22 protein-coding genes are annotated in these 22,276 nt (G+C 44.1%); 21 read left to right on the top strand and 1 reads right to left on the bottom strand.

All coding sequences use genetic code 11. The features are described 5' to 3' along the window. The 17 genes from spoIIIAF to spo0A all read left to right on the top strand — a co-directional run bounded on the left by spoIIIAF (nt 1) and on the right by spo0A (nt 16,391). The gene (gene spoIIIAF / locus LCY76_RS13705; RefSeq protein WP_248253099.1) at nt 1-639 is read left to right on the top strand and encodes a stage III sporulation protein AF; all 639 of its coding nucleotides are present in this window, start codon (nt 1-3) and stop codon (nt 637-639) included. Continuing rightward, nucleotides 629-1,282, top strand: a complete 654-nt coding sequence (gene spoIIIAG, locus LCY76_RS13700; RefSeq protein WP_053357926.1) for a stage III sporulation protein AG — start codon at nt 629-631, stop codon at nt 1,280-1,282. Before spoIIIAF ends, spoIIIAG begins: the two co-directional genes overlap by 11 nt. 3 nt (nt 1,283-1,285) lie before the next feature. Beyond that, nucleotides 1,286-1,834: a SpoIIIAH-like family protein gene (locus LCY76_RS13695; protein ID WP_248253098.1), complete on the top strand. Its 549-nt coding sequence runs from the start codon at nt 1,286-1,288 to the stop codon at nt 1,832-1,834. Between the two features lie 270 nt (nt 1,835-2,104). Next, nucleotides 2,105-2,596, top strand: coding sequence for an acetyl-CoA carboxylase biotin carboxyl carrier protein (accB, locus tag LCY76_RS13690; RefSeq protein WP_248253097.1), 492 nt, complete (start codon nt 2,105-2,107; stop codon nt 2,594-2,596). Between the two features lie 14 nt (nt 2,597-2,610). Next, the gene (gene accC, locus LCY76_RS13685) at nt 2,611-3,972 is read left to right on the top strand and encodes an acetyl-CoA carboxylase biotin carboxylase subunit (protein ID WP_248253096.1); all 1,362 of its coding nucleotides are present in this window, start codon (nt 2,611-2,613) and stop codon (nt 3,970-3,972) included. Between the two features lie 17 nt (nt 3,973-3,989). Next, nucleotides 3,990-4,394 carry an Asp23/Gls24 family envelope stress response protein gene (locus tag LCY76_RS13680; RefSeq protein ID WP_248253095.1) on the top strand — a complete coding sequence of 135 codons (405 nt, stop codon included), beginning with the start codon at nt 3,990-3,992 and terminating at the stop codon, nt 4,392-4,394. A 107-nt stretch (nt 4,395-4,501) separates the two neighbouring features. After that, the gene (nusB, locus tag LCY76_RS13675; protein ID WP_091004711.1) at nt 4,502-4,897 is read left to right on the top strand and encodes a transcription antitermination factor NusB; all 396 of its coding nucleotides are present in this window, start codon (nt 4,502-4,504) and stop codon (nt 4,895-4,897) included. A gap of 48 nt (nt 4,898-4,945) precedes the next feature. Further along, nucleotides 4,946-6,295, top strand: a complete 1,350-nt coding sequence (xseA, locus tag LCY76_RS13670; protein WP_248253094.1) for an exodeoxyribonuclease VII large subunit — start codon at nt 4,946-4,948, stop codon at nt 6,293-6,295. Then, on the top strand, nt 6,288-6,524 hold the full coding sequence (locus LCY76_RS13665) for an exodeoxyribonuclease VII small subunit (protein WP_248253093.1): 237 nt from the start codon (nt 6,288-6,290) through the stop codon (nt 6,522-6,524). Before xseA ends, LCY76_RS13665 begins: the two co-directional genes overlap by 8 nt. Before the next feature lies 1 nt (nt 6,525). Further along, a complete protein-coding gene (locus LCY76_RS13660; protein ID WP_248253092.1) occupies nt 6,526-7,404 on the top strand; it encodes a polyprenyl synthetase family protein in 879 nt (292 codons plus the stop codon). Nucleotides 7,405-8,129: 725 nt separating this feature from the next. Next, nucleotides 8,130-8,729, top strand: coding sequence for a hypothetical protein (locus tag LCY76_RS13655; RefSeq protein WP_248253091.1), 600 nt, complete (start codon nt 8,130-8,132; stop codon nt 8,727-8,729). A 21-nt stretch (nt 8,730-8,750) separates the two neighbouring features. Further along, complete coding sequence (dxs, locus tag LCY76_RS13650) at nt 8,751-10,652, top strand: 1-deoxy-D-xylulose-5-phosphate synthase (protein WP_248253090.1); 1,902 nt, start codon at nt 8,751-8,753, stop codon at nt 10,650-10,652. Beyond that, nucleotides 10,649-11,476, top strand: coding sequence for a TlyA family RNA methyltransferase (locus LCY76_RS13645; protein WP_248253089.1), 828 nt, complete (start codon nt 10,649-10,651; stop codon nt 11,474-11,476). The genes dxs and LCY76_RS13645 overlap by 4 nt, the downstream gene beginning before the upstream one ends. A gap of 166 nt (nt 11,477-11,642) precedes the next feature. Then, nucleotides 11,643-12,092, top strand: coding sequence for a transcriptional regulator AhrC/ArgR (ahrC, locus tag LCY76_RS13640; RefSeq protein ID WP_053357937.1), 450 nt, complete (start codon nt 11,643-11,645; stop codon nt 12,090-12,092). Between the two features lie 50 nt (nt 12,093-12,142). Continuing rightward, the gene (recN, locus tag LCY76_RS13635; RefSeq protein WP_248253088.1) at nt 12,143-13,855 is read left to right on the top strand and encodes a DNA repair protein RecN; all 1,713 of its coding nucleotides are present in this window, start codon (nt 12,143-12,145) and stop codon (nt 13,853-13,855) included. A 152-nt stretch (nt 13,856-14,007) separates the two neighbouring features. Continuing rightward, nucleotides 14,008-15,309 (top strand): SpoIVB peptidase, encoded by a 1,302-nt coding sequence (gene spoIVB, locus LCY76_RS13630; protein WP_248253087.1) that lies wholly within the window; start codon nt 14,008-14,010, stop codon nt 15,307-15,309. Nucleotides 15,310-15,587: 278 nt separating this feature from the next. Then, nucleotides 15,588-16,391 (top strand): sporulation transcription factor Spo0A, encoded by an 804-nt coding sequence (spo0A, locus tag LCY76_RS13625; protein ID WP_248253086.1) that lies wholly within the window; start codon nt 15,588-15,590, stop codon nt 16,389-16,391. Between the two features lie 159 nt (nt 16,392-16,550). Here spo0A and LCY76_RS13620 read toward each other — a convergent pair whose 3' ends face one another. Further along, the gene (locus LCY76_RS13620; protein ID WP_248253085.1) at nt 16,551-16,784 is read right to left on the bottom strand and encodes a DUF2627 domain-containing protein; all 234 of its coding nucleotides are present in this window, start codon (nt 16,782-16,784) and stop codon (nt 16,551-16,553) included. Nucleotides 16,785-16,919: 135 nt separating this feature from the next. On the opposite strand from LCY76_RS13620, the gene LCY76_RS13615 reads away from it, so the two are divergent. The 4 genes from LCY76_RS13615 (at nt 16,920) to buk (ending at nt 22,274) form a co-directional block, all read left to right on the top strand. Next, nucleotides 16,920-18,980: a sigma-54 interaction domain-containing protein gene (locus tag LCY76_RS13615; RefSeq protein ID WP_248253084.1), complete on the top strand. Its 2,061-nt coding sequence runs from the start codon at nt 16,920-16,922 to the stop codon at nt 18,978-18,980. A 135-nt stretch (nt 18,981-19,115) separates the two neighbouring features. Further along, nucleotides 19,116-20,036 carry a phosphate butyryltransferase gene (gene yqiS, locus LCY76_RS13610; RefSeq protein ID WP_248253083.1) on the top strand — a complete coding sequence of 307 codons (921 nt, stop codon included), beginning with the start codon at nt 19,116-19,118 and terminating at the stop codon, nt 20,034-20,036. A gap of 1 nt (nt 20,037) precedes the next feature. Next, complete coding sequence (gene bcd / locus LCY76_RS13605) at nt 20,038-21,138, top strand: Leu/Phe/Val dehydrogenase (RefSeq protein WP_248253082.1); 1,101 nt, start codon at nt 20,038-20,040, stop codon at nt 21,136-21,138. 29 nt (nt 21,139-21,167) lie between these two features. Beyond that, entirely contained in the window at nt 21,168-22,274 is a 1,107-nt protein-coding gene (gene buk, locus LCY76_RS13600; protein ID WP_419714948.1) for a butyrate kinase, read from the top strand. Nucleotides 22,275-22,276 lie beyond the last annotated feature (2 nt).

Genomic DNA, 22,276 nt, shown 5'->3' with positions numbered 1-22,276 from the left:
ATGAATTTTTTGACAGACTGGATTTCAAATATCGTTCTGATCATTCTCCTTGCTGTCATCGTAGATTTGCTCATACCCAATAGCAGTTTTCAAAAATATATCAAAATGGTGGTCGGACTGCTTCTGATCCTGGCGATCCTCAACCCGATACTAAAAATTGCTGGATCCAATGTGGACAAAGTATTCGAGGCGATCGGTGTTGAGCACAAGTTCAATGAGAATGATATAAAAAATTCGATAGAAAAGAATAAAAGAGAAATACAAGACTCCCAGTCTGCATATATTTTAGAACAAACGCGTGTCCACATGGAAAACCTAGTAAAAGAGGAGTTGAAGGCAAACTATGGTGTAACGATACTAAGTCTGCAATTGATCCCTAAAAATGGACCTGCTCAAGGTAAGCTGAAAGCAAATGACATAGATTCAGTCCATGTCATCATCGGGCAGGGCGGAGATAGTAAAGACATAATGGTACCGGCTGTCAAGAATGTGGAAATAAACGCAGATCAACCTGTCCAGAAAGAAAAAGAAACGCAAATTAAAGCTAATCCTGTTCAAACGTTCCTAGCAAAGAAATGGCAGATGAAAAAAGAGAACGTACTGATCTCTACGGAAGGAGGAGAGGAAAATGGCGGGTAAGAGTAAGGGATCGCTTCAAAAAATATTGGACCTGCTTCCCGGCGGCAACGGCAAAAAAGGGCCGCCTCCTTATATCTGGCTTCTTCTGCTGCTTGGTTTTGCCATTATGATCGCAAGTAAAATTTTTACCCCGCCATCTTCGGAGAACGGTAGCTTGCCGACGGCTGCTATAAAGGCGCCGGAAGAAGCAAAAACCGTATTTAAATCCTCCGGGACCTCTACTTCAAAGAAGTTCAGAGCTTACGAAGATAACTATGAAACACAGTTGAAAGACATTTTAGAACAGATCTCCGGTGTTAAGAAGGTCAGGGTGATGGTTACTCTTGATACTACGGAGATCAAGGAGATTGAAAAGAACGAGAGAAGGCAAAATCAGACGACCAAAGAAACGGATAAGAACGGCGGAGAGCGAACGATCAATGACATCAAAACCGATGAAGAAGTGGTGACGATTAAAAGCGGTGATGAAGAACGGCCCATCATCATAACGACGGAGAAGCCTAAAGTCCGTGGTGTAATCGTGGCTGCAGAGGGTGCGGAAAACCTGCGCATAAAGGAAATGATCATAGATGCGGTTACAAAAGTATTTGATATTGGAAGCGACAGAGTATCAGTGATACCGAAAAAATTTGAGGGGGAATAAAAAATGCTATTAAAGAAACAAACTGTTTGGCTATTAACAATGCTTAGCTTGATCATCGTCCTGTCCGTATACTATATCACCGCTCCAGGATCGGGAGATGACCTTGCTTATTTAGAAAAGGGAAAAAATACAGTGTCATCTAAGCAGGAGCAGGCAGCAAAGAACAAGAAAGGATCTGAAGCAGCCGTTACAAGCGCTGCAGGAGATGATTTATTTACCGCTCTCCGCATGAAGAGAGACGAATCACGCGACGAACTTAGCAGCAAGTATACAGCGGCTATCGCTTCACCAAATGCTACAGCCGAGGTTCAAACGGAAGCGCTTGCTAAAATTTCAGAACTGCAGTCCCTGACCATGAAAGAATCTACATTGGAAACCTTGATTAAAACAATGGGCTACGATGATGCTCTCGTAAATACGATGGATGATGAAGTCAGAATCATTGTAAAAGGAAAACATTCTTCTAAAGAAGCGGTTAAGATTATGAAAAAGGCTGAAGAACAGCTGGGGAACAAGCAAGTGGCTGTTGAGTTTCAAAAACCTGCAAAGTAAGCCGGGGATCATGCCCCGGTTTTTTTATTTTTTTCCATTTATTCCAGGTAGTATGGCAATTGGTAACGTTGGTCAAGATGTTATTGAAAGAAAAAATAGAGCAACCGCTTACAATGCAGAAAGATTTCATGTAGTATGTACATGTAAAGCGATTTAATCTATTCTTTAGACCTAAATTATGATATGCTTTGCTAGTACCAGGTAACAATAGAAGGTGCTAAACTACGGTAGACAACACCGTGTATAGATCGAAAAAGGAGTGGAATTTGCGTGTTTAAAATACAAGAAATCCGAGAATTGATTAAACTAATTGACAAATCCAGTATTGACGAATTCCAATATGAAAATGACGGTGAAAAAATCGTCCTAAAGAAAAATGAAACGAGTGTACAGCAAGGATATGAACCAGCTGATGCACCGGCTGCCATTCAGGCAGCGCCGCTTGCTCCTGCAGCTTCTGCAGCTCCTGAAGCTTCAGTTCCGGCAGAAGCTCCTGTTACTGAGAAAAAGGAAGATGCCAACTTACATAAGATTGAATCTCCAATGGTTGGTACGTTTTACGCATCTCCATCACCAGAAAACCCTGCTTATGTAAAATCAGGAGATAAAGTCAGCAAAGACTCCATCGTATGTATTATTGAGGCGATGAAGCTGTTTAATGAAATTGAAGCAGAAGTAAACGGGGAAATCGTAGAAATCCTTGTTGAAAACGGGCAGCTCGTTGAGTATGGACAGCCCCTCTTTTTAGTGAAAGCGGAATAGAGGTGTCTTCTACTATGATTAAAAAGCTGTTAGTTGCCAACCGGGGAGAAATTGCGGTCCGGATCATCAGAGCATGTAAAGAATTAAACATAGAAACGGTCGCTGTGTACTCAGAAGCGGACAAGGATGCGCTGCATGTGCGTTTAGCGGATGAAGCGTATTGCATTGGGCCTAAGTCTTCTAAAGACAGCTATTTAAACTTCACCAACATCATGAGTACGGCGATGCTGACAGGCAGTGATGCCATTCATCCAGGCTACGGATTTTTAGCGGAGAATGCTGATTTTGCTGAGATTTGTGCTGAATGCAATGTTACGTTTGTCGGGCCGAGCGCTGAAGCCATTAATAAAATGGGCATCAAAGACGTTGCCCGTGCAACGATGAAAGAAGCGGGTGTGCCGATCGTACCTGGTTCAAACGGAATTATTTCGGGTAAAGAAGAAGCAATTGAACTTGCGGAAGAAATTGGTTATCCTGTTATTATTAAAGCCACTGCCGGGGGCGGAGGAAAGGGTATCCGTATCGCAAAGACGGAGGCGGAACTGATTAAAGGCATCTCCATTACCCAGCAGGAAGCCGCAACAGCATTTGGAAACCCGGGAGTTTACATTGAAAAGTTCATTGAAGATTTCCGTCATGTTGAAATTCAGGTTCTTGCTGATAATTACGGAAATGTTATCCACCTTGGCGAAAGGGACTGCAGTATTCAGAGACGGCTGCAGAAGCTATTAGAAGAAACACCATCACCGGCCATCTCACCGGAAAAGCGTGAGGAGATGGGAAGTGCCGCTGTGAGGGCCGCAGAAGCGGTAAACTATTCAGGGGCCGGAACGGTTGAGTTTATCTTCGATCATAACAACGGTGATTTTTACTTCATGGAAATGAACACCCGAATCCAGGTTGAACATCCGGTAACAGAGATGGTAACTGGCATTGATTTGATCAAACAGCAGATTCGTGTCGCTTCTGGTGAACATTTAAGTGTTTCGCAGGAAGACATTGAATTCCAGGGCTGGTCTATCGAGTGCCGGATTAACGCAGAGAATCCTGAAAAGAATTTTATGCCGTCTGCAGGCAAGATTGAAATGTACCTGCCTCCGGGCGGGTTGGGAGTCCGAGTGGATTCAGCCGCATATCCGGGCTACACGATTCCTCCGTATTATGATTCCATGATTGCGAAGGTGATCACATATGGCAATACGAGACAAGAAGCAATCGACCGAATGAAAAGGGCATTGAATGAGTTTGTTATTGAAGGCGTGCATACCACTATTCCGTTCCATCTGCGCCTTTTAAATCATGCCACTTTTGTGAACGGCGACTTTAATACTAAGTTTTTAGAAATTCACGACTTGACGTCAAAGTCTGTAAATTAGGCACGGAGGTGTAATCAATGAGTGAGCTTACATTTGAGATGGAAGAACATCAATCTGACCTTGGACGAGTGGAAATATCTCCCGAAGTGATTGAAGTGATTGCCAGCATCGCTGCTTCTGATGTTGAAGGTGTTGCTTCAATGCGAGGCAACTTTGCGACAGGTGTAGCTGAGCGCTTCGGGAAAAAGTCTCATAGCAAAGGCGTAAAAGTTGAGCTGGGAGAAGAAGGAATTGCCATCAGTGTATATGTAATCATGAATTATGGTGTTTCTATACCTGAAGTGGCACAGAGTATCCAGGACCATATCCGGCAAGGACTCAAGAATATGACAGCCCTTGAGGCAAGTGAGATTAACATTTTTGTTGTCGGTGTCCAGTTTGAGACAAAAGAAAAGCCGCTGGAAGCGCCTGAAGCATACTGATAAAGGGGATTCTCATATCCCCTTTATTTTTTTGCGATTGTTAACTCTTAAGGACATATGATATGATTTCACTTATATTAAGGTACGAACGAGAAAGGAAGTAAAAAATGAAACGTAGACTTGCAAGAGAAAAGGCATTTCAGTCTTTATTCCAAATCGAGGTCAGTGATATTGAACCGGAAGCTGCAATCGCACATGTTTTGGAAGAAGGAGAAAAAGAGGACGAATTTCTTCATTCCCTCGTGTTTGGTACGGTTGAAAACAAACAGGAGATAGATGAAATCATCGCCAATCATTTGGAGAACTGGAGCTTCTCCCGTTTAGCGAACGTTGAAAAGGCAGTACTGCGCCTCGCAGTTTACGAAATGCAGTTTCATGGGGATATTCCCGTTAATGTATCCATGAATGAAGCGATCGAACTTGCAAAGATCTTCGGAGGAGAAGAGTCAGGCCGTTTTGTCAACGGTGTTCTCGTAAAGATTGTCCAGCATTTTTCAAAATAGGGTACCTGCAGGAGATGCGGTAAGCTCAAAATCAAAAGGAGACGTTTCATGCAAAATGACCGTTATGTAACGATAAGTTCAGTTACCCGTTACATTAAGCGGGTATTCGAAGAAGATGACAACCTCAATAACGTCTGGGTCCGCGGAGAACTATCCAATGTCAAACGACATAGCCGCGGTCATTTGTATTTCACACTAAAAGACGAACAAAGCAGAGTCAATGCCGTGATGTTTGCCGGCAATAACCGCTTTCTTTCTTTTCAGCCCGAAGATGGGATGAAGGTACTGATTCAGGGCGAAATCTCGGTATATGAACCGCAGGGCCAATACCAGCTGTATGCCCGGACTATGAAAAAAGACGGAGTAGGAAATTTGTTTCTGGCTTATGAAGAGCTGAAAAAAAAGCTCGAAACGGAGGGTCTGTTCGAATCTTCCCGGAAAAAGAAAATTCCTTCGTTTCCGGATGAAATCGGGGTCATCACTTCACCGACCGGAGCAGCGGTAAGGGATATTTTGACAACGATTAAACGCCGCTTTCCCATTTCAAAAGTAACCGTTTATCCTGTACTTGTTCAGGGGGCTGGAGCGGCTGCTTCTATTGCAAATGCAATTGAAAAGGCGAACAGAGGCTCTGCCAATGTCTTGATTGTTGGACGGGGCGGCGGATCCATTGAAGAACTTTGGGCTTTTAATGAAGAACTGGTAGCAAGGGCGATCTATCAATCCTCGATACCTGTTATTTCTGCTGTCGGACATGAGACTGATTTTACCATCGCCGATTTTGTAGCTGACTTAAGAGCGCCTACCCCGACTGCAGCTGCTGAATTGGCTGTTCCTCATATCGCTGAGCTCGAAGACAGGCTCGCTCAGCGCAAATTGAGGTTGACCCGTGCGATGGGTGACCAGATCTCACAAAATCGCCAGCAGCTGTCAAGGCTGCAAAAGTCATATGCCTTTCGCTATCCTGATCAGCTGATCAAGCAAAAAGAGGTTGAGCTCGACAGGGTGCTTGAAGCGATGACGAGAGAGATGCAGCGGAATATCGAGCGCCAGAAAAACAGGATCAGCCAGAATCAAAAACAGCTGTCCTATTTCTCACCTGGGGATCAGATCCTTAAATTGAAAGAGAAGCAGCTGAAGCTTAGGAAATCATTAATTCGATACATGGAACAGCAAGTAAAGGGCGGTCAGTCAGGCTTTCAAAGCAAACTTTCACGCTTGAATGCATTGAGTCCGCTGGCTGTTATGGAAAGGGGCTACAGTCTTGTATATACGGAAGACGAGCAGCTCGTAAAAAAAGTGAGCCAGGTGCAGCCTGGAGATACCATTAAGGTTCGCCTGCAGGATGGAAAACTGGATTGCCAGGTTTGGGGATTGGAGGAGAAGAACAATGGCTGAAAAAAATAATATTACCTTTGAAGAAGCAATGGAAAAGCTTGAACAAATCGTTGAGCGTTTGGAAGAAGGGGATGTTCCTCTAGAAGAGAGCATAGAACTGTTTCAGCAGGGAATGGCTCTTTCGAAAGTATGCCATTCTAAACTGCAGAACATTGAAAAGAAAATGGATACCATCATGAAAGATAATGGAGATGCTGCACCGTTTATCATTCAGGAAGAAGATCAATAATATGGATATCCAACATTACCTGCAAGGCAAAAGGCAGCTCATCAATGATCATCTCCCTTCCTTTTTAGCTGAAAAATCCATTCCTGGTCCATTAAAAGATTCCATGCTCTATTCGCTTCAAGCAGGAGGAAAACGGCTGAGACCCATCTTGACATTGGCTGTTCTTGATGCGTTCGGAAAGAATTCGGAAGCTGGTCTTGAAGCCGCCTGTGCACTGGAGATGGTGCATACATATTCATTGATCCATGATGATCTTCCTTGTATGGATGATGATGATTACAGGAGGGGCAAGCCGACCAACCATAAAACTTTCGGAGAAGCGACAGCCATACTGGCAGGGGATGCACTGTTAACGTTCAGTTTTCAGATGATTGCTGGCAGCAGCACGTATACCCCGGTACAGAAAGTGGCCCTTCTTACCATTCTGTCAGAAGCATCCGGGGCAGAGGGAATGGTCGCCGGACAAGCAGTGGATATGGAATCAGAAAATCAGGAACTTACGCTTGAGGAACTGCAATCGATCCATGAAAGGAAAACTGGGCGATTGCTTGAAGCATCTGTTCTTTTTGGCGCTGTACTGGCAGATGCGGATGCTGAAGAATTCGAGCGCCTCGGAGCGTTCAGCCGGCATCTGGGAATCGCTTTCCAGATACAGGATGATATTCTTGATGTGACCGGCGATTCCCAGCTCATGGGCAAACAAGCGGGAAGCGATGAACATAACTATAAAAGCACCTATCCAAAACTTCTGACTCTTGAGGGAGCCAAAATACAGCTAGCTCATCATATCAAGCTGGCTAAAGATAATCTTCGGAAAACAAAAGTGGATCTGGTTATACTTGAAGGGATCACGGATTATATTGTAAATAGAAACCACTAGTGTTTCAGCCGTATTGTTGGTACTCGAGATTTATGGTATGATAGAAAATACTTTGGAGTGGTGCAGTATTCTAGTCAGTCTCCCATTCTTGAAGGCGGGCCTAAAAATCCGCCAAAGGGCACATCGATGAAGTTCCTGGTGTTGGCTTGAGGCGCCCAGCCTTGGGTTAACGCTGGGAGTTAAGGTCGCAGGGCGATCCACAATGGCATGTGGGCGTTGACCCTGCTTCCGCGGAGACCCCCATCTTTACGGCTTGCGTTCTAATACCTTGCTGTGAAATGGGGTTTGAACCTGTTTATGTTCTGCGAACAGCGGAAACATGCAGCGTAGCCTGCCTTGAGTGGAGCTTGAGGGGATTATGGTCATAGGGACGATGGATGGTTGGCCGCCTGAAATCTGTTCATGCTATATGAAATCATCTCTGCAAAAGAGGCTAGGGAAATGGGGAAGGGCTGTTGAGGAAAACTCCTAGACTGTTCCAGCCGACATTCAAAAAGGATTATAGTGCGGACTAAGTGGCAATCCAGTCTAACGTTTGGCGACATCGTTAAGGAGGAAGTAAAGGGAAACCGCGGAGATGGCGACATTTCCGTTTCCTCTTGGGAAAACCTACTGGACCTAAGCCGCAGCGTTTACTTTTTGAATGACCACTCCTCTTACATAATTTAAATGGAACCTTACGTTTGATCTTGGCGTAAGGCGTTCATTATATTTAGGGAGATTTTATGAAACATTCTTTTCATAAATCGCTAAAATGGAGTACAGGCATTGCCGTTATCACGCTCGTGTTAGCGGCAATTTTTTCAGTAGCTTCCACCCTGCTGCTGAGTGGTGTATCATGGGGCATGGGTATGGTGATTGTGTTAATTATTGTTCTTATTGGGGTATTTTTTGATATTATTGGAGTGGCATCAACAGCAGCTAATGAAGTTCCCTTTCATGCCATGGCATCTGAAAAGGTGCCGGGTGCCAGACATGCCATACTAATTACAAGGAATGCTGACAGGGTAGCCAATTTCTGCAATGATGTGATTGGAGATATATCAGGCATTATCAGCGGGACGGCTTCGGCCGCGGTAATTGTTGAATTGACTATGAACCTTGGGCGTGGAGAAGGAACGGTGTTTGAACATACCGTTTCCATCTTATTTACCGGGGTTATTGCGGCTCTAACGGTTGGCGGAAAAGCGTTCGGAAAATCGTATGCGATCCATCATGCCACAGCCATTATTTTTCAAGTGGGCCGTTTAATAAATTTTTTTGAGGAAAAATTAAAGATTAAACTATTTGATACTTCTTCTAATAGAGGAAAGAGAAGGAATTAAATTGGAAAGTGAGGATTTTCCATGAAACTGGAAGATATTCAAAACCCTCAGTTCTTGAAGTCCTACGATCAAGAACAGCTTATGAAGCTTGCGCAGGAGATCCGACAATTTTTAATCAGCAAGCTCTCTGTTACAGGCGGGCATCTCGGTGCCAATCTTGGGGTAATAGAACTGACACTTGCCCTTCACAAGGTTTTTGACAGCCCGAAGGACAAGCTGATTTGGGATGTCGGCCACCAGGCTTATATCCACAAAATGCTGACAGGCAGAACGTCGCAGTTTGATACATTGCGCCAATATAAAGGTCTATGCGGATTTCCGAAACGTGTTGAAAGCGAACATGATGTCTGGGAAACAGGACACAGTTCTACTTCATTATCAGCTGCTATGGGGATGGCCATCGCCCGTGATCTGAAAGGGACGGATGAAAAAGTAGTAGCCGTTATTGGAGATGGCGCTTTGACAGGCGGTATGGCTCTTGAGGCACTGAACCATATCGGGCATGAGAAGAAAGATCTGATCGTCGTTTTAAATGACAATGAGATGTCCATTGCCCCGAATGTCGGTGCTCTGCACAGTGTGCTCGGCCGCATGAGGACAGCTAAGAAATACAATAAAGCAAAGGATGAACTGGAATCTCTGATCCGCAAAATCCCTGCTTTTGGCGGAAAGCTCGCAGCAACTGCTGAAAGGGTGAAAGACAGCCTGAAATACATGCTTGTGTCAGGAATGTTCTTCGAAGAACTGGGATATACCTACCTAGGCCCTGTGGACGGACATGACCTTTCTGATCTGGAAGAAAACCTTCGTTATGCGAAAAAGACAGAAGGACCTGTCATTGTCCACGTATTGACGAAAAAGGGCAAAGGCTATAAACCGGCTGAACAGGACCTTACGGATCATTGGCACGGAGTTGGACCTTATAAAATTGAATCCGGAGAGAAGATTAAAGCGAAACAGGCGGCGCCATCTTACAGCAGGCTGGTTAGTGATACGCTCGCTAATCTTTCAGAAAAAGACGATCGGATTGCTGTGATTACACCAGCGATGACGGTCGGTTCACAGCTTGAAGGATATGGCAGCAAGTTCCCGGAACGTCTTTTTGATGTAGGGATTGCAGAACAGCATGCGATGACGATGGCTGCAGGACTGGCTACACAGAATATGAAGCCGGTACTTTCCATTTACTCGACCTTCCTTCAGCGGGCCTATGATCAGCTTCTGCACGATGTTGCAAGGCAGAACCTTAATGTCATTCTTACTGTGGACAGGTCCGGACTTGTAGGTGCGGACGGAGAGACCCATCAGGGTGTATTTGATATAGCGTTCATGCGCCATATTCCAAACCTGGTGATCGCTATGGGGAAAGATGAAAACGAACTGCAACACCTTGTTCACACTGCTGTCCAATACGACGACGGACCTATCGCGATCCGCTTCCCGAGAGGTAACGGACTTGGTGTTGAACTGGACGAAGAATATGAACAGATTCCGATCGGAAGCTGGGAAGTGCTGAAAGAAGGCAATGAAGCCGTCATTCTTACATTTGGAACAACGGTTCCGATGGCATTGGAAGCTTGGGAAATCCTTGCAAAACAAGGTGTTTCCGCAAGGGTGATCAACGCCCGCTTCATTAAGCCGTTTGATCATGAGATGATGATGGAAATCCTTCGTGAAGGTTTGCCGATCCTCACAATCGAGGAAGCAGTTCTGCAAGGCGGTTTCGGCAGTGCAGTTCTTGAGTATGCCAACGAGCATCAGTTCTACTCAACTATGGTAGACAGGATGGGAATACCGGATTGCTTCATTGAGCATGGGAGTGTAACAAAGCTGCTTGAAGAGATCGGGATGACGACAGAAGCGGTTGTAGAACGAACGAAAAAGCTCGTTCTAGAAAAAAAGAAAAAGGGTCTATATACATGAAGAAAGAACGAATCGACGTTTTGCTTGTTGAACGGGGTTTGAGTGAGACGAGGGAAAAAGCAAAACGTTCAATAATGGCCGGGCTTGTCTATTCGGGAAGCGAGCGATTAGACAAACCGGGTTTAAAGATCGATATTGAAGCCCCTCTGGCCGTAAAGGGCAATGCACTGCCATACGTGAGCAGGGGTGGTTTAAAACTGGAGAAAGCGATCAAGGCATTCAGCTTGAACCTTGAAGGGAAAATAGTTCTGGATATCGGGGCATCCACCGGTGGGTTTACCGATTGTGCTCTCCAAAATGGGGCGGAGTTTGTTTATGCCCTTGATGTCGGATACAATCAGCTTGCCTGGAAAATCAGACAGGATGAACGTGTAGCTGTAATGGAAAAAACAAATTTCCGGTACGTCAAACCGGGGGATCTTGCCTTCGGTCTGCCGGAATTTGCTACGATTGATGTTTCGTTCATTTCGTTAAAACTGATTCTGCCAGTTCTTAAGACCATCTTAAAACCGGGCGGAGAGGTCATGGCTTTGATCAAGCCTCAGTTTGAAGCCGGGAGAGCGGATGTTGGCAAAAAAGGAATCGTACGAGATCCTGCTATCCACGAACGGGTTATCGGAGAAATCATCCGATTTTCCCGCAACGAAGGCTACAGTGTTAAGCATCTTTCTTTTTCTCCTATAACTGGCGGGGAAGGAAACATCGAATTTCTTGTTCACTTAAAGTCTGAAGAAGAAACAGCAGATACCTTTCAAGAGGATGATATTGCGAAAGTCGTTTCGGAGGCTCACCTTCAATTCAAAAAAACAGATGCAGAAGAATAAATAAACAATGGCCCGTATTACAAATCAGTGATACGGGTTATTTTTTTGTTCATAGTGGTTATTGTAAGAATAGAGAAAGAATGTACAAGTACCGGACAATATTATAAGATAAGAGCAGATGACTTAAGAATTTGGGCTTCAATTGATATTAAATGAGGTGAAAGACGTGAACAAAGGCCAACGTCATATTAAAATAAGAGAAATCATTACACATAAAGAAATTGAGACACAAGATGACCTGGTCGAGCAGCTTCGCAATGCTCATTTTAATGTGACACAGGCTACGGTTTCCCGTGATATTAAAGAACTGCATCTTGTAAAAGTGCCGATGTCAGACGGAAGATACAAATACAGCCTGCCTGCAGATCAGCGTTTCAACCCGCTGCAAAAGCTAAGACGGACACTGATCGACAGCTTTGTAAGCATCGACCAGGCTGATCACTTAATTGTTATGAAAACGCTGCCCGGTAATGCCAACGCGATTGGTGCCCTGATCGATAATCTGGACTGGGAAGAGATTATGGGAACCATCTGCGGTGATGATACGATTCTGGTAATATGCCGTTCGAAAGATGTTTCTCCCGACGTGTCGCAGCGGTTTCTGGACATGCTGTAAAATCAATGGGTTTCTAACCTCAAAAGCTTAAAAAGTAAGGTGTGATGTAATTGCTGGCAGAATTAAGCATCCGCAATTTTGCGATTATTGATGCATTAACCATCTCCTTCAATAAAGGGCTCACCGTGCTAACCGGGGAAACTGGTGCCGGAAAATCAATAATTATTGATGCCATCGGTCTATTGATCGGAGGGAGAGGTTCCTCAGAGTTCGTACGCTATGGAACACCAAAAGCGGAGATTGAAGGGTTATTTTTAGTGGATGCTCCTCATCCCGTTTTTTCAAAAGCTGAAGAATTGGGGATCGATATACAGGATGGAATGGTCGTTTTAAAAAGGGACATTATGGAGTCCGGCAAAAGTGTATGCAGGATTAACGGGAAGCTTGTGACGCTGTCTCTTTTAAAAGAATTCGGGCAATCTCTGGTTGATATCCATGGGCAGCATGAGACACAATACTTAATGCAGCCTGAGATGCATCTATCGCTGCTCGACAGCTTTGGCGATGATGATATGGAACTTCTCATCAGCCAATATCAATCCGTATATTATGAATATAAGGATTTGAGAAAGCAGTTAAGAAATCTGACAGAAAACGAACAGCAGATGAACCAAAGGGTTGATCTGATCCAATATCAGCTTGAAGAAATCAACAGCGCCGAACTATTGCCCAATGAAGACGAAGAACTGCAGGAAGAGAAACTGAAGCTCGGGAACTATGAGAAGCTTTTTAACAGCCTTCAGGATTCTTATCAGTCGCTGTATGGTGAACAAAAAGGGATTGAACACGTTTCTGTCGCATTGAACCATCTTCAGAATATTTCCCATCTCGATGATGAGCTGAACCAGCTGCAGGAGAATGTGGCAAATCATTTTTATGCACTGGAAGAAGCGGCTTTTTCCATTCGTAACTATTTTGAAACCATGGAATTTGATTCGGCAAGACTGGACTTTATAGAGACGAGATTGAATGAAATCAGCAAGTTGAAACGAAAATATGGCAACACTGTAAATGAGATATTGGAATATGCATCTAAGATTGAAAAAGAATTAGATATTCTGCAGAATAAGGACGGCAATATCGAAGCAATAAGACAGCAGCTTCAAAAACAGGAAAAACTCCTTCAGAAAAATGCTCAAAAGCTTAGTAAAAAAAGAAAGAACCTTGCCGAGCGCCTGACTTCTGAAATTCTTCAAGAATTAAAAGAACTGTATATGGAGAAGACTGTCTTCGACATAAAGATTACTTCATTGCAGCATGAAACCGAGCAAATGCGTGAACAGGATTTCGGTAAATATGGCTCTGATCAAGTGGAGTTCTTCATCTCCACTAATCCTGGAGAACCATTGAAGCCGCTGGCAAAAGTGGCTTCTGGAGGAGAACTTTCCCGTGTTATTCTGGCGCTGAAATCCATCTTCTCACATCATCAGGGAATTACTGCAATTATATTTGATGAGGTGGATACAGGGGTAAGCGGGCGTGTCGCACAAGCGATTGCTGAAAAAATCTTCCGGGTCTCAGAAGGTTCTCAGGTGCTTTGTATAACTCATCTTCCGCAGGTGGCAGCCATGGCGGATACTCATTTGCATATCTCCAAAGAAACGTCGAAGAAAAGGACGACGACACATGTCGTCTCACTGGAAACAACACAAAAAGTCAATGAGATCGGAAGAATGATCTCCGGAGTTGAGATCACAGAGCTGACAAAACAACATGCAAGGGAACTGCTTGACCTTGCCGAAGAAATTAAAAAAACATCATAAGCGTCAAAGTCATTTTGGGCATTATACGTATGTAAAGCTATCCATTTAAGGATAGCTTTTTCTTTTTAAGCGGTTATAATCTTACAGTTCTAAGGCAAAATTAGTAGTACAGCCATGTTGGAGGTGTGGGTAAGGAGCGAGGAGAGTGAAAGATGGTTAAAGATAAATTAAGGCGGATTTTAGGTGTGATTCTCCTTGGTTGCCTGGTGGGAATTGGTTTCCTTGAGCCGGTCCAGGATTATGTAGGCCTGCCTTCAGCCCTAAAGGTGTTTAAAGGTCAGGATCGTATCGTTTCCAACCTTCCTGCGGGAACTGAGGTTGCTTCAGCAAATGGAACAAATGTAATCTTTTCAATAGGCAAATCGAGTGGCGGACACTCATTTTCAGTCAATGCTCATGAGGATGGTGATTCTGTGGTCACGCTCGAAGCAGGCGGCTTTCCGGTGAAAAAAATGGGGATAAGTGTATTGCCGGAATTGAAAGTGGTGCCAGGGGGGCAATCAATCGGGGTTAAATTGAATACCTTAGGTGTTTTGGTCGTAGGCCATCATCTTGTAGATACTAAAAAAGGACAAAGATCACCTGGTGAAATCGCAGATATACAAGTTGGTGATATTATTACTAAAATCAACGGTGAAAGCATTGCAAAAATGGGAGATGTTGCCCCATTTGTAAGAAAAGCAGGTAAATCAGGCGGCATGCTGGATGTAACAGTGATCAGAAACAAAAAAACGTACCATCGAACATTACAGCCGCTCCAGGATAAGCACGACTTGTCTTATCGTATCGGGTTATATATCAGAGATTCTGCCGCAGGAGTCGGAACACTGACGTTCTTTCATCCTCAGTCACATAAGTATGGAGCACTTGGCCATGTGATCTCAGATATGGATACGAAGCAGCCGATAGTCGTGAACAAAGGAGAAATTTTAAAATCAACCGTTACTTCTATCGAAAAAGGAAGCAATGGTCATCCTGGCGAGAAATTAGCGCGTTTTTCCGACGAAAATGAAAGCATTGGAAGTATTTCGAGAAACAGTCCATTCGGTATATTTGGAAAGCTGAATGACGGTTTATCAAACGGACGGTGGGATAAACCCCTGCCGGTTGCTTTCTCTGATGAAGTAAAAGAAGGACCCGCCAAGATCCTGACGGTCGTTAACGGAACGAAAGTGCAGGCATTCCAAGTGGAAGTTGTCAGTTCAGTTCCTCAAAAGTTCCCTGCAACAAAAGGAATGGTCATAAAAATTACCGATCCGAAGCTCTTGAAAACAACAGGCGGAATCGTTCAGGGGATGAGTGGGAGCCCGATCATCCAGAACGGAAAGCTCATTGGTGCGGTTACTCATGTGTTTGTAAATGATCCGACTTCAGGGTATGGTGTTCATATTGAATGGATGCTGGATGAAGCAGGAATTAATATATATGGAAAACAAAAGCAGAAGGCGAGTTAAAAGCAGCCTCCCTGCTTTTTTCTTTTCCATCAAAAGGAAAAACCTTCTCCTTTTCATAGACATTTGTATGAATATTTTATACAATACATAGTAGATAAAGAAAATTCGACAAGCGTGGTTAAGAAAACTGATATAGTGTCGAAAATCTAAGATAATTGAAGAGAAAATGTGATATATTAACCAAAATTAAAAATTTGAGAAAAAATAAAGGGAAAACAGGTTTTTTGTGGAAATATTATAAGAGAAACGAAGAAAATGTTGGATAGGGAGGAATATCCGTGCAAAAAATAAAAGTTTGTTTAGCTGACGATAACCGTGAATTAATTAGTTTGTTAAAAGAATATTTGGCAAATCAGGATGATATGGAAGTGATTGGTGTCGCTTTCAATGGTCAGGAGTGCCTGAACGTCCTTGAAGATAAAAATCCTGATGTCCTTGTACTGGACATTATCATGCCTCATCTTGACGGGCTTGCAGTACTTGAAAGAATTCGTTCAAACGATCATCTTCCGCAGCCAAACGTCATTATGCTGACGGCATTTGGCCAAGAGGACGTAACAAAAAAAGCAGTGGAACTTGGTGCTTCTTACTTCATATTGAAACCGTTTGATATGGAAAATCTCGCTAGTCAGATTCGCCAGATCAGCGGAACGGAAAAGTCTTTTGTACAGCGTCCATCATCCGCTCGGTCAGCAGCATTAAATACAATGAAACAGCCGCGGAATCTTGACGCGAGCATCACGAGCATCATCCACGAAATTGGGGTTCCTGCCCATATTAAAGGATACATGTATCTGCGTGAAGACATATCAATGGTATACAACGATATTGAATTGCTAGGATCCATTACAAAGGTCCTCTATCCTGATATCGCTAAAAAGTTCAATACAACGAGCAGCCGAGTCGAACGTGCGATCCGCCATGCTATTGAGGTAGCGTGGAGCCGAGGCAACATCGACAGTATTTCATCCCTGTTCGGTTATACGGTGTCCATGTCAAAAGCAAAACCGACCAATTCTGAGTTTATCGCCATGGTCGCAGACAAGCTGAGAATCGAACATAAGTCCAGTATGACCGTTTAAATTAACGCCCTGGCTTTGGGAATAGGGAGAACGAACTTGTATTCAATTCCTTCCTAGCCTTTGAATGTATACCTCCTTATTCCGCAGAAGGCTCCGCATGAGTCTTCTGTTTTTTTGTGCAATAAAAAATAGTCCATGGAAGAATGGTTCTTCTGCGGACTATTTTTTTTGGAAACGGGTCTGAACTTTATTTCTTTTTCGGTCACGGTAAAATACAAAGCCGGCTACAAATGACAGACCGCAGACAAACAGGATTAAACCGGCGGCAAACTGAAGCCATAGAGCACCGAATCCGTAATGAATGCCAAACAAAACATCTCTCATTAATTTTATTCCGACTACACCTGCAATTCCCGGGATCACCATAATGAGCAGAGCAATTAAACGTTGCATGGTTATCCTCTCCTTTTCCTCCTTCATTTTACTGCAGTTGTAGTTGGGTGTCGATGAAAATTCCAATCTTGCAAACCTTTTCATAAAAACGTATGATTAGGGTGTGAAAATAATTGCAAAACTAAGGAGCTGGGTATGCAAAAAGCAGTTATTTACGGGACAGGGGAGCATCTTGAATCTTTGGTACTCCTTTTGGCTTCGTCCCGCCTGATTCAAATCAGTGCCATAATTTTAAAATCCTCTGCTTCTGAAGGATTAAATCGGCTGGCAGAGCAATTTAATATCCCGATCGAAGAAAGCTTGGATGGAGCTGCTGACCGTTCTGTTGATTTTTTGATCGATTTTACCAATCAACTGCCAAGGCAAATGGCAATGCTTCATTTTGGGGACCGGGTCAGTGTTATACCATCCTCAATTGCCTGGGAGTTCTGCCAGACGCTGTCTGCGAGTGAACATTATATCCCTTCTTATAAAAGCAAACTCCATAAGATTAATACCATACTTGATTCGACACATGATGGAATGATTGCCATCAATGAAAATTTATCTGTCACTTTATTTAATAAGAGTGCAGAAAAAATGACGGGAAGCAAGAAAGAAGATGTACTTGGCCATCCTGTGCATGAAGTGATCCCCAACAGCCAGCTGCAGAGAGTAATGTCCGATGGCAAGGAAGAAATCAACCAGGAACAGATACTGGACAATGGCACAAAAATTATTACAACCCGAATCCCGATTATTGATGATTTTGGCAACAAGATGGGTGCATTTGCAGTATTTAAGGATATCACCGAAATGATTGATCTTGCAGAGGAAGTCACCAATCTGAAAAGCATCCAGTCCATGCTTCATGCGATTATTCAGTCTTCTGAAGAAGCAATCTCGGTTGTTGATGAAGAAGGAAAAGGGTTGATGATTAACCCTGCCTATACGAAGCTTACCGGACTCACATCAGAAAAAGTGATCGGAAAGCCTGCTACGATTGATATCTCTGAAGGTGAGAGTATACATATGCAGGTCCTTAAAACGAGAAAGCCTGTCAGAGGTGCCCGGCTAAAGGTTGGGCCGCAGCGGCGCGATGTTATCGTAAACGTGGCTCCTATTATTGTAGACGGTGTGCTAAAGGGAAGTGTCGGCGTGATCCATGATGTATCGGAAATTAAATCCCTTACTGAGGAGCTGAGCCGTGCCCGGCAAATTATCCGTACGCTTGAAGCTAAATATTCCTTTGAAGATATAAAAGGTGAGTCTGAGGAAATGAAATTTGCCGTCGATCAGGCCCGTCTGGCCGCTTCAACACCCGCAACCGTACTGCTGAGAGGAGAATCTGGAACAGGGAAGGAACTTTTCGCCCACGCCATCCATAATGGGAGCAGCAGAAAGTACAATAAATTTATCAGGGTCAACTGCGCTGCCATATCAGAATCCCTTCTTGAAAGTGAGCTGTTCGGTTATGATGAAGGAGCTTTTTCTGGCGCATTGCGCGGAGGGAAAAGAGGGCTGTTTGAAGAGTCCAACGGAGGAAGTATATTTTTGGACGAAATCGGTGAACTGGCTCCAGCCATGCAGGCCAAACTGCTTCGAGTGCTTCAGGAAAAGGAAATAAGGAGAGTCGGTGGAACAAAGTCCATTCCAATAAATGTAAGGGTCATCGCGGCCACGAACATTAACTTGGAAAGGAAAATTGGTGAAGGTGCTTTTCGGGAAGATCTCTATTACCGCCTGAACCGGATGCCGATTTATATTCCACCTTTACGTGCCAGAAAACAGGATATCCGGCTATTGGCAAGCCATCTTATCCATAAGCTCAATCAGGATTATGGAAAAAATATTGAGGAAATAACAAATCAGGCTGAAGAAATACTAAAACAGTATGAATGGCCGGGCAATGTCAGGGAGTTGGAGAATGTTCTCGGAAGAGCGATGATTCATATGGGTCATCATGAACAATCCATCAGCTCCAGCCATATTGATCTGCCATCGCTGGATAAAACTGAGGAACAAATGTCTCGCCCCATACTGGCTGAAGAGATAAAACCCTTAGCGCTGCAGATGGAAAAAGTTGAAAGAGACATCCTGCAGGATACGTTAACTAGTGTCCAGGGCAATAAAACCAAGTGCGCAAAAGCACTCGGCATTTCATTGCGAAGCCTCTACTACAAACTTGAAAAGTATGGAATAAGCCAGGATGAATGAAAATGCATGCATTTTTATTCACAGTGTGCAATTATATTCATAGTAAAAATAACAATTCAGCCAATTTTAAAGGAGGAAAACCGTTGGCACGGTTCTTGCAAGGTAATTAGAAGGGTGGCAAAAGGAGGCTGAACATTGAAACTAGAACATCTGCTGAACTCCATTTCAACGGAATCAAAAAAAGTAGTGGCAGTTGCCGCTGCTGAAGATGAAGAAGTCATTCTGTCAGTGAAGCAGGCCTATGAAAAAGGGATTGCATCATTTATCCTTGTTGGAAATAAAGAAAAAATCCAATTTTTGCTACAGCGAAGTAAGCTTGAGCAAAATGAAGAGCTTCAGATTATGGAAGCAAAACCTGAAAACGCTGCACTTGAAGCTGTGAAAGTGGTTAGCAGCGGTCAAGCAGATATCGTGATGAAAGGACTGATTCCTACAGCTGACCTGCTTAAAGCAGTCCTTCACAAAGAAAACGGGCTGCGGACGGGTAAAATTCTGTCACATGTCGCTGCCTTTGAAGTTCCAGGCTATGATCGGCTGCTGTTTGTAACCGATTCAGGAATGAATATTGCTCCAAATCTTCAGCAAAAAGCACAGATCATCGAGAACGCCGTGCAGGTTGCAAGAGGTATCGGAGTTGAAATGCCTAAGGTTGCGGTCTTGGCGGCTGTTGAATCCGTGAACACGGCCATGCAGGCAACGCTGGATGCGAGTGCTCTGACGGTGATGAACAAGAGAGGACAAATCAGCGGGTGTATCGTCGATGGTCCCCTTGCATTGGATAATGCCATTTCAGTAAAAGCGGCTGAACACAAAGGCATATCCGGCGAGGTTGCAGGGCATGCCGATGTACTGGTTGTTCCTGCGATCGAGACAGGCAACGCTTTGTATAAATCACTTATCTATTTTGCAAATGCCAAGGTGGGAGCAGTTATCGCAGGTGCCCGTGCACCAATCGTTCTGACTTCCAGAGCGGATACGGCTGAAAGCAAGCTGTACTCTATTGCTCTTGCAGTAAAATCACTTGAAAAAAATAACAACAACCAGGAGGAAAAATAAAATGGAACTATTCAAATACATGGAAACATATGATTATGAGCAAATGGTGGTTTGCCAAGATAAACAATCAGGATTAAAAGCCATTGTTGTTATTCACGATACAACACTTGGGCCAGCATTAGGCGGGACAAGAATGTGGACATACAACACTGAAGCAGATGCGTTTGAAGATGCACTTAGACTCGCACGCGGTATGACTTACAAAAATGCGGCTGCAGGTCTGAACCTTGGCGGCGGAAAAACGGTTATTATCGGCGATCCGAAAAAAGACAAGAATGAGGAAATGTTCCGTGCGTTCGGACGTTATATTCAAGGTCTTAACGGCCGATACATTACAGCTGAGGATGTAGGTACAACGGTTGAAGACATGGATATCATCTACCAGGAAACACCATTCGTAACAGGTGTCTCTCCTGCTTTCGGTTCTTCAGGCAATCCATCACCAGTTACAGCTTACGGTGTTTACCGCGGAATGAAAGCGGCAGCCAACGAAGCGTTTGGCACGGATTCACTTGAAGGGAAAGTAATTGCAGTTCAAGGTGTGGGGCATGTTGCCTACAATCTTTGCCGCCATTTAAACGAAGAAGGCGCACAGCTTATCGTTACAGATATCAACAAAGAAGCGGTTGACCGTGTCGTTGAAGAATTTGGTGCGAAAGCAGTCGACCCTGACGAAATCTATGGAGTTGAATGTGACATTTTTGCACCATGTGCATTAGGAGCGATCATCAACGACCAAACGATCGGCCAGATTAAGGCAAAAGTCATCGCGGGTGCGGCAAACAACCAGCTTCGTGAAACACGTCATGGAGATGCGATCCACGAAATGGGAATCATTTATGCTCCTGATTATGTCATCAATGCGGGCGGTGTTATCAATGTAGCAGATGAATTGAACGGCTACAACCGCGACCGTGCTATGAAAAAAGTTGAGACCATCTATGACAACATTGCGAAAGTTATCGAGATTTCAAAACGCGATGGTATCCCGACTTATTTGGCAGCTGACAGGCTCGCTGAAGAACGAATTGAAAGAATGCGCAATTCCAGAAGCCAGTTCCTTTTAAACGAACGTCATATCCTGTCCAGCAGAACCCGCTAATCTCGGTTTGAACATTGGAGGTTTATATGGTGCCTACAAAAGAACATCGCTTACTCGTCATCAATCCAGGATCAACCTCTACCAAAATCGGGATTTTCGACAATGAACGTGCTGTTTTTGAAAAAACTATACGGCATGACAGCGACTGTATCAATACATTTGAAAATATTATCGATCAATATGAATTTCGAAAAAATACAATTCTCGAAACCCTTGATCATGAAGGAATCAACATTTCTAAATTAAGTGCGGTAGTAGGGCGCGGCGGTTTGCTGCGTCCCATCGAGGGCGGAACGTATCATGTGAATGATCTGATGCTTGCGGATCTTAGAAAGGGCTATGCGGGAGAGCATGCTTCTAATCTCGGCGGGATCATCTCATACGAAATCGCATCCGGACTAAACATTCCATCATTTATTGTTGATCCCGTTGTCGTCGATGAGATGCAGCCGCTTGCGAGAGTCTCGGGAATCCCAGAGATTAAGCGAAAGAGTATTTTTCATGCATTGAACCAAAAAGCTGTTGCAAGAAGAGTATCCTCTCTACTTGGTAAGCCATACTCTAGCCTCAGGCTCATTGTTACGCACATGGGCGGAGGAATTACCGTTGGTGCTCATCTTTACGGCAAAGTTATTGATGTAAACAACGGTCTTCACGGCGAAGGTCCATTCTCACCTGAACGAGCCGGAACCGTTCCTGTCGGAGATTTAGTGGAATTATGCTTTTCAGGCGAATACTATCCCGATGAGATCATGAAGAAACTGGTCGGACAAGGCGGCCTTGTCGGATACCTTGGCACGAATGATGCAGTAAGGGTCGAAGCGATGATCGCGAATGGCAATGAAGAAGCGGCGCTGATCTACGATGCGATGGCCTACCAGGTGGCAAAGGAGATAGGCGCTTCCAGTACCGTATTAGAAGGACAAGTTGACGCGATCATCATTACCGGAGGACTAGCTTACGGCAAGGAATTTGTGAAAAAGATTACAGAACGTGTAGAATGGATTGCTGATGTTATCGTTCAGCCCGGTGAAAATGAGCTTCAGGCTTTGGCCGAAGGAGGGCTTCGCGTATTAAAAGGCGAGGAAGAAGCCAAAGATTATCCTGCATCAGATGTTTCTGTCCGAACGAATTAAAG

The sequence above is a fragment of the Fictibacillus marinisediminis genome, assembly GCF_023149135.1.
In the GTDB taxonomy this organism is placed as follows: Bacteria; Bacillota; Bacilli; order Bacillales; family Fictibacillaceae; genus Fictibacillus_C; species Fictibacillus_C marinisediminis.
Note: the sequence above shows the minus strand (reverse complement) of the source record. Positions and strands in the feature narration are given on the sequence as shown.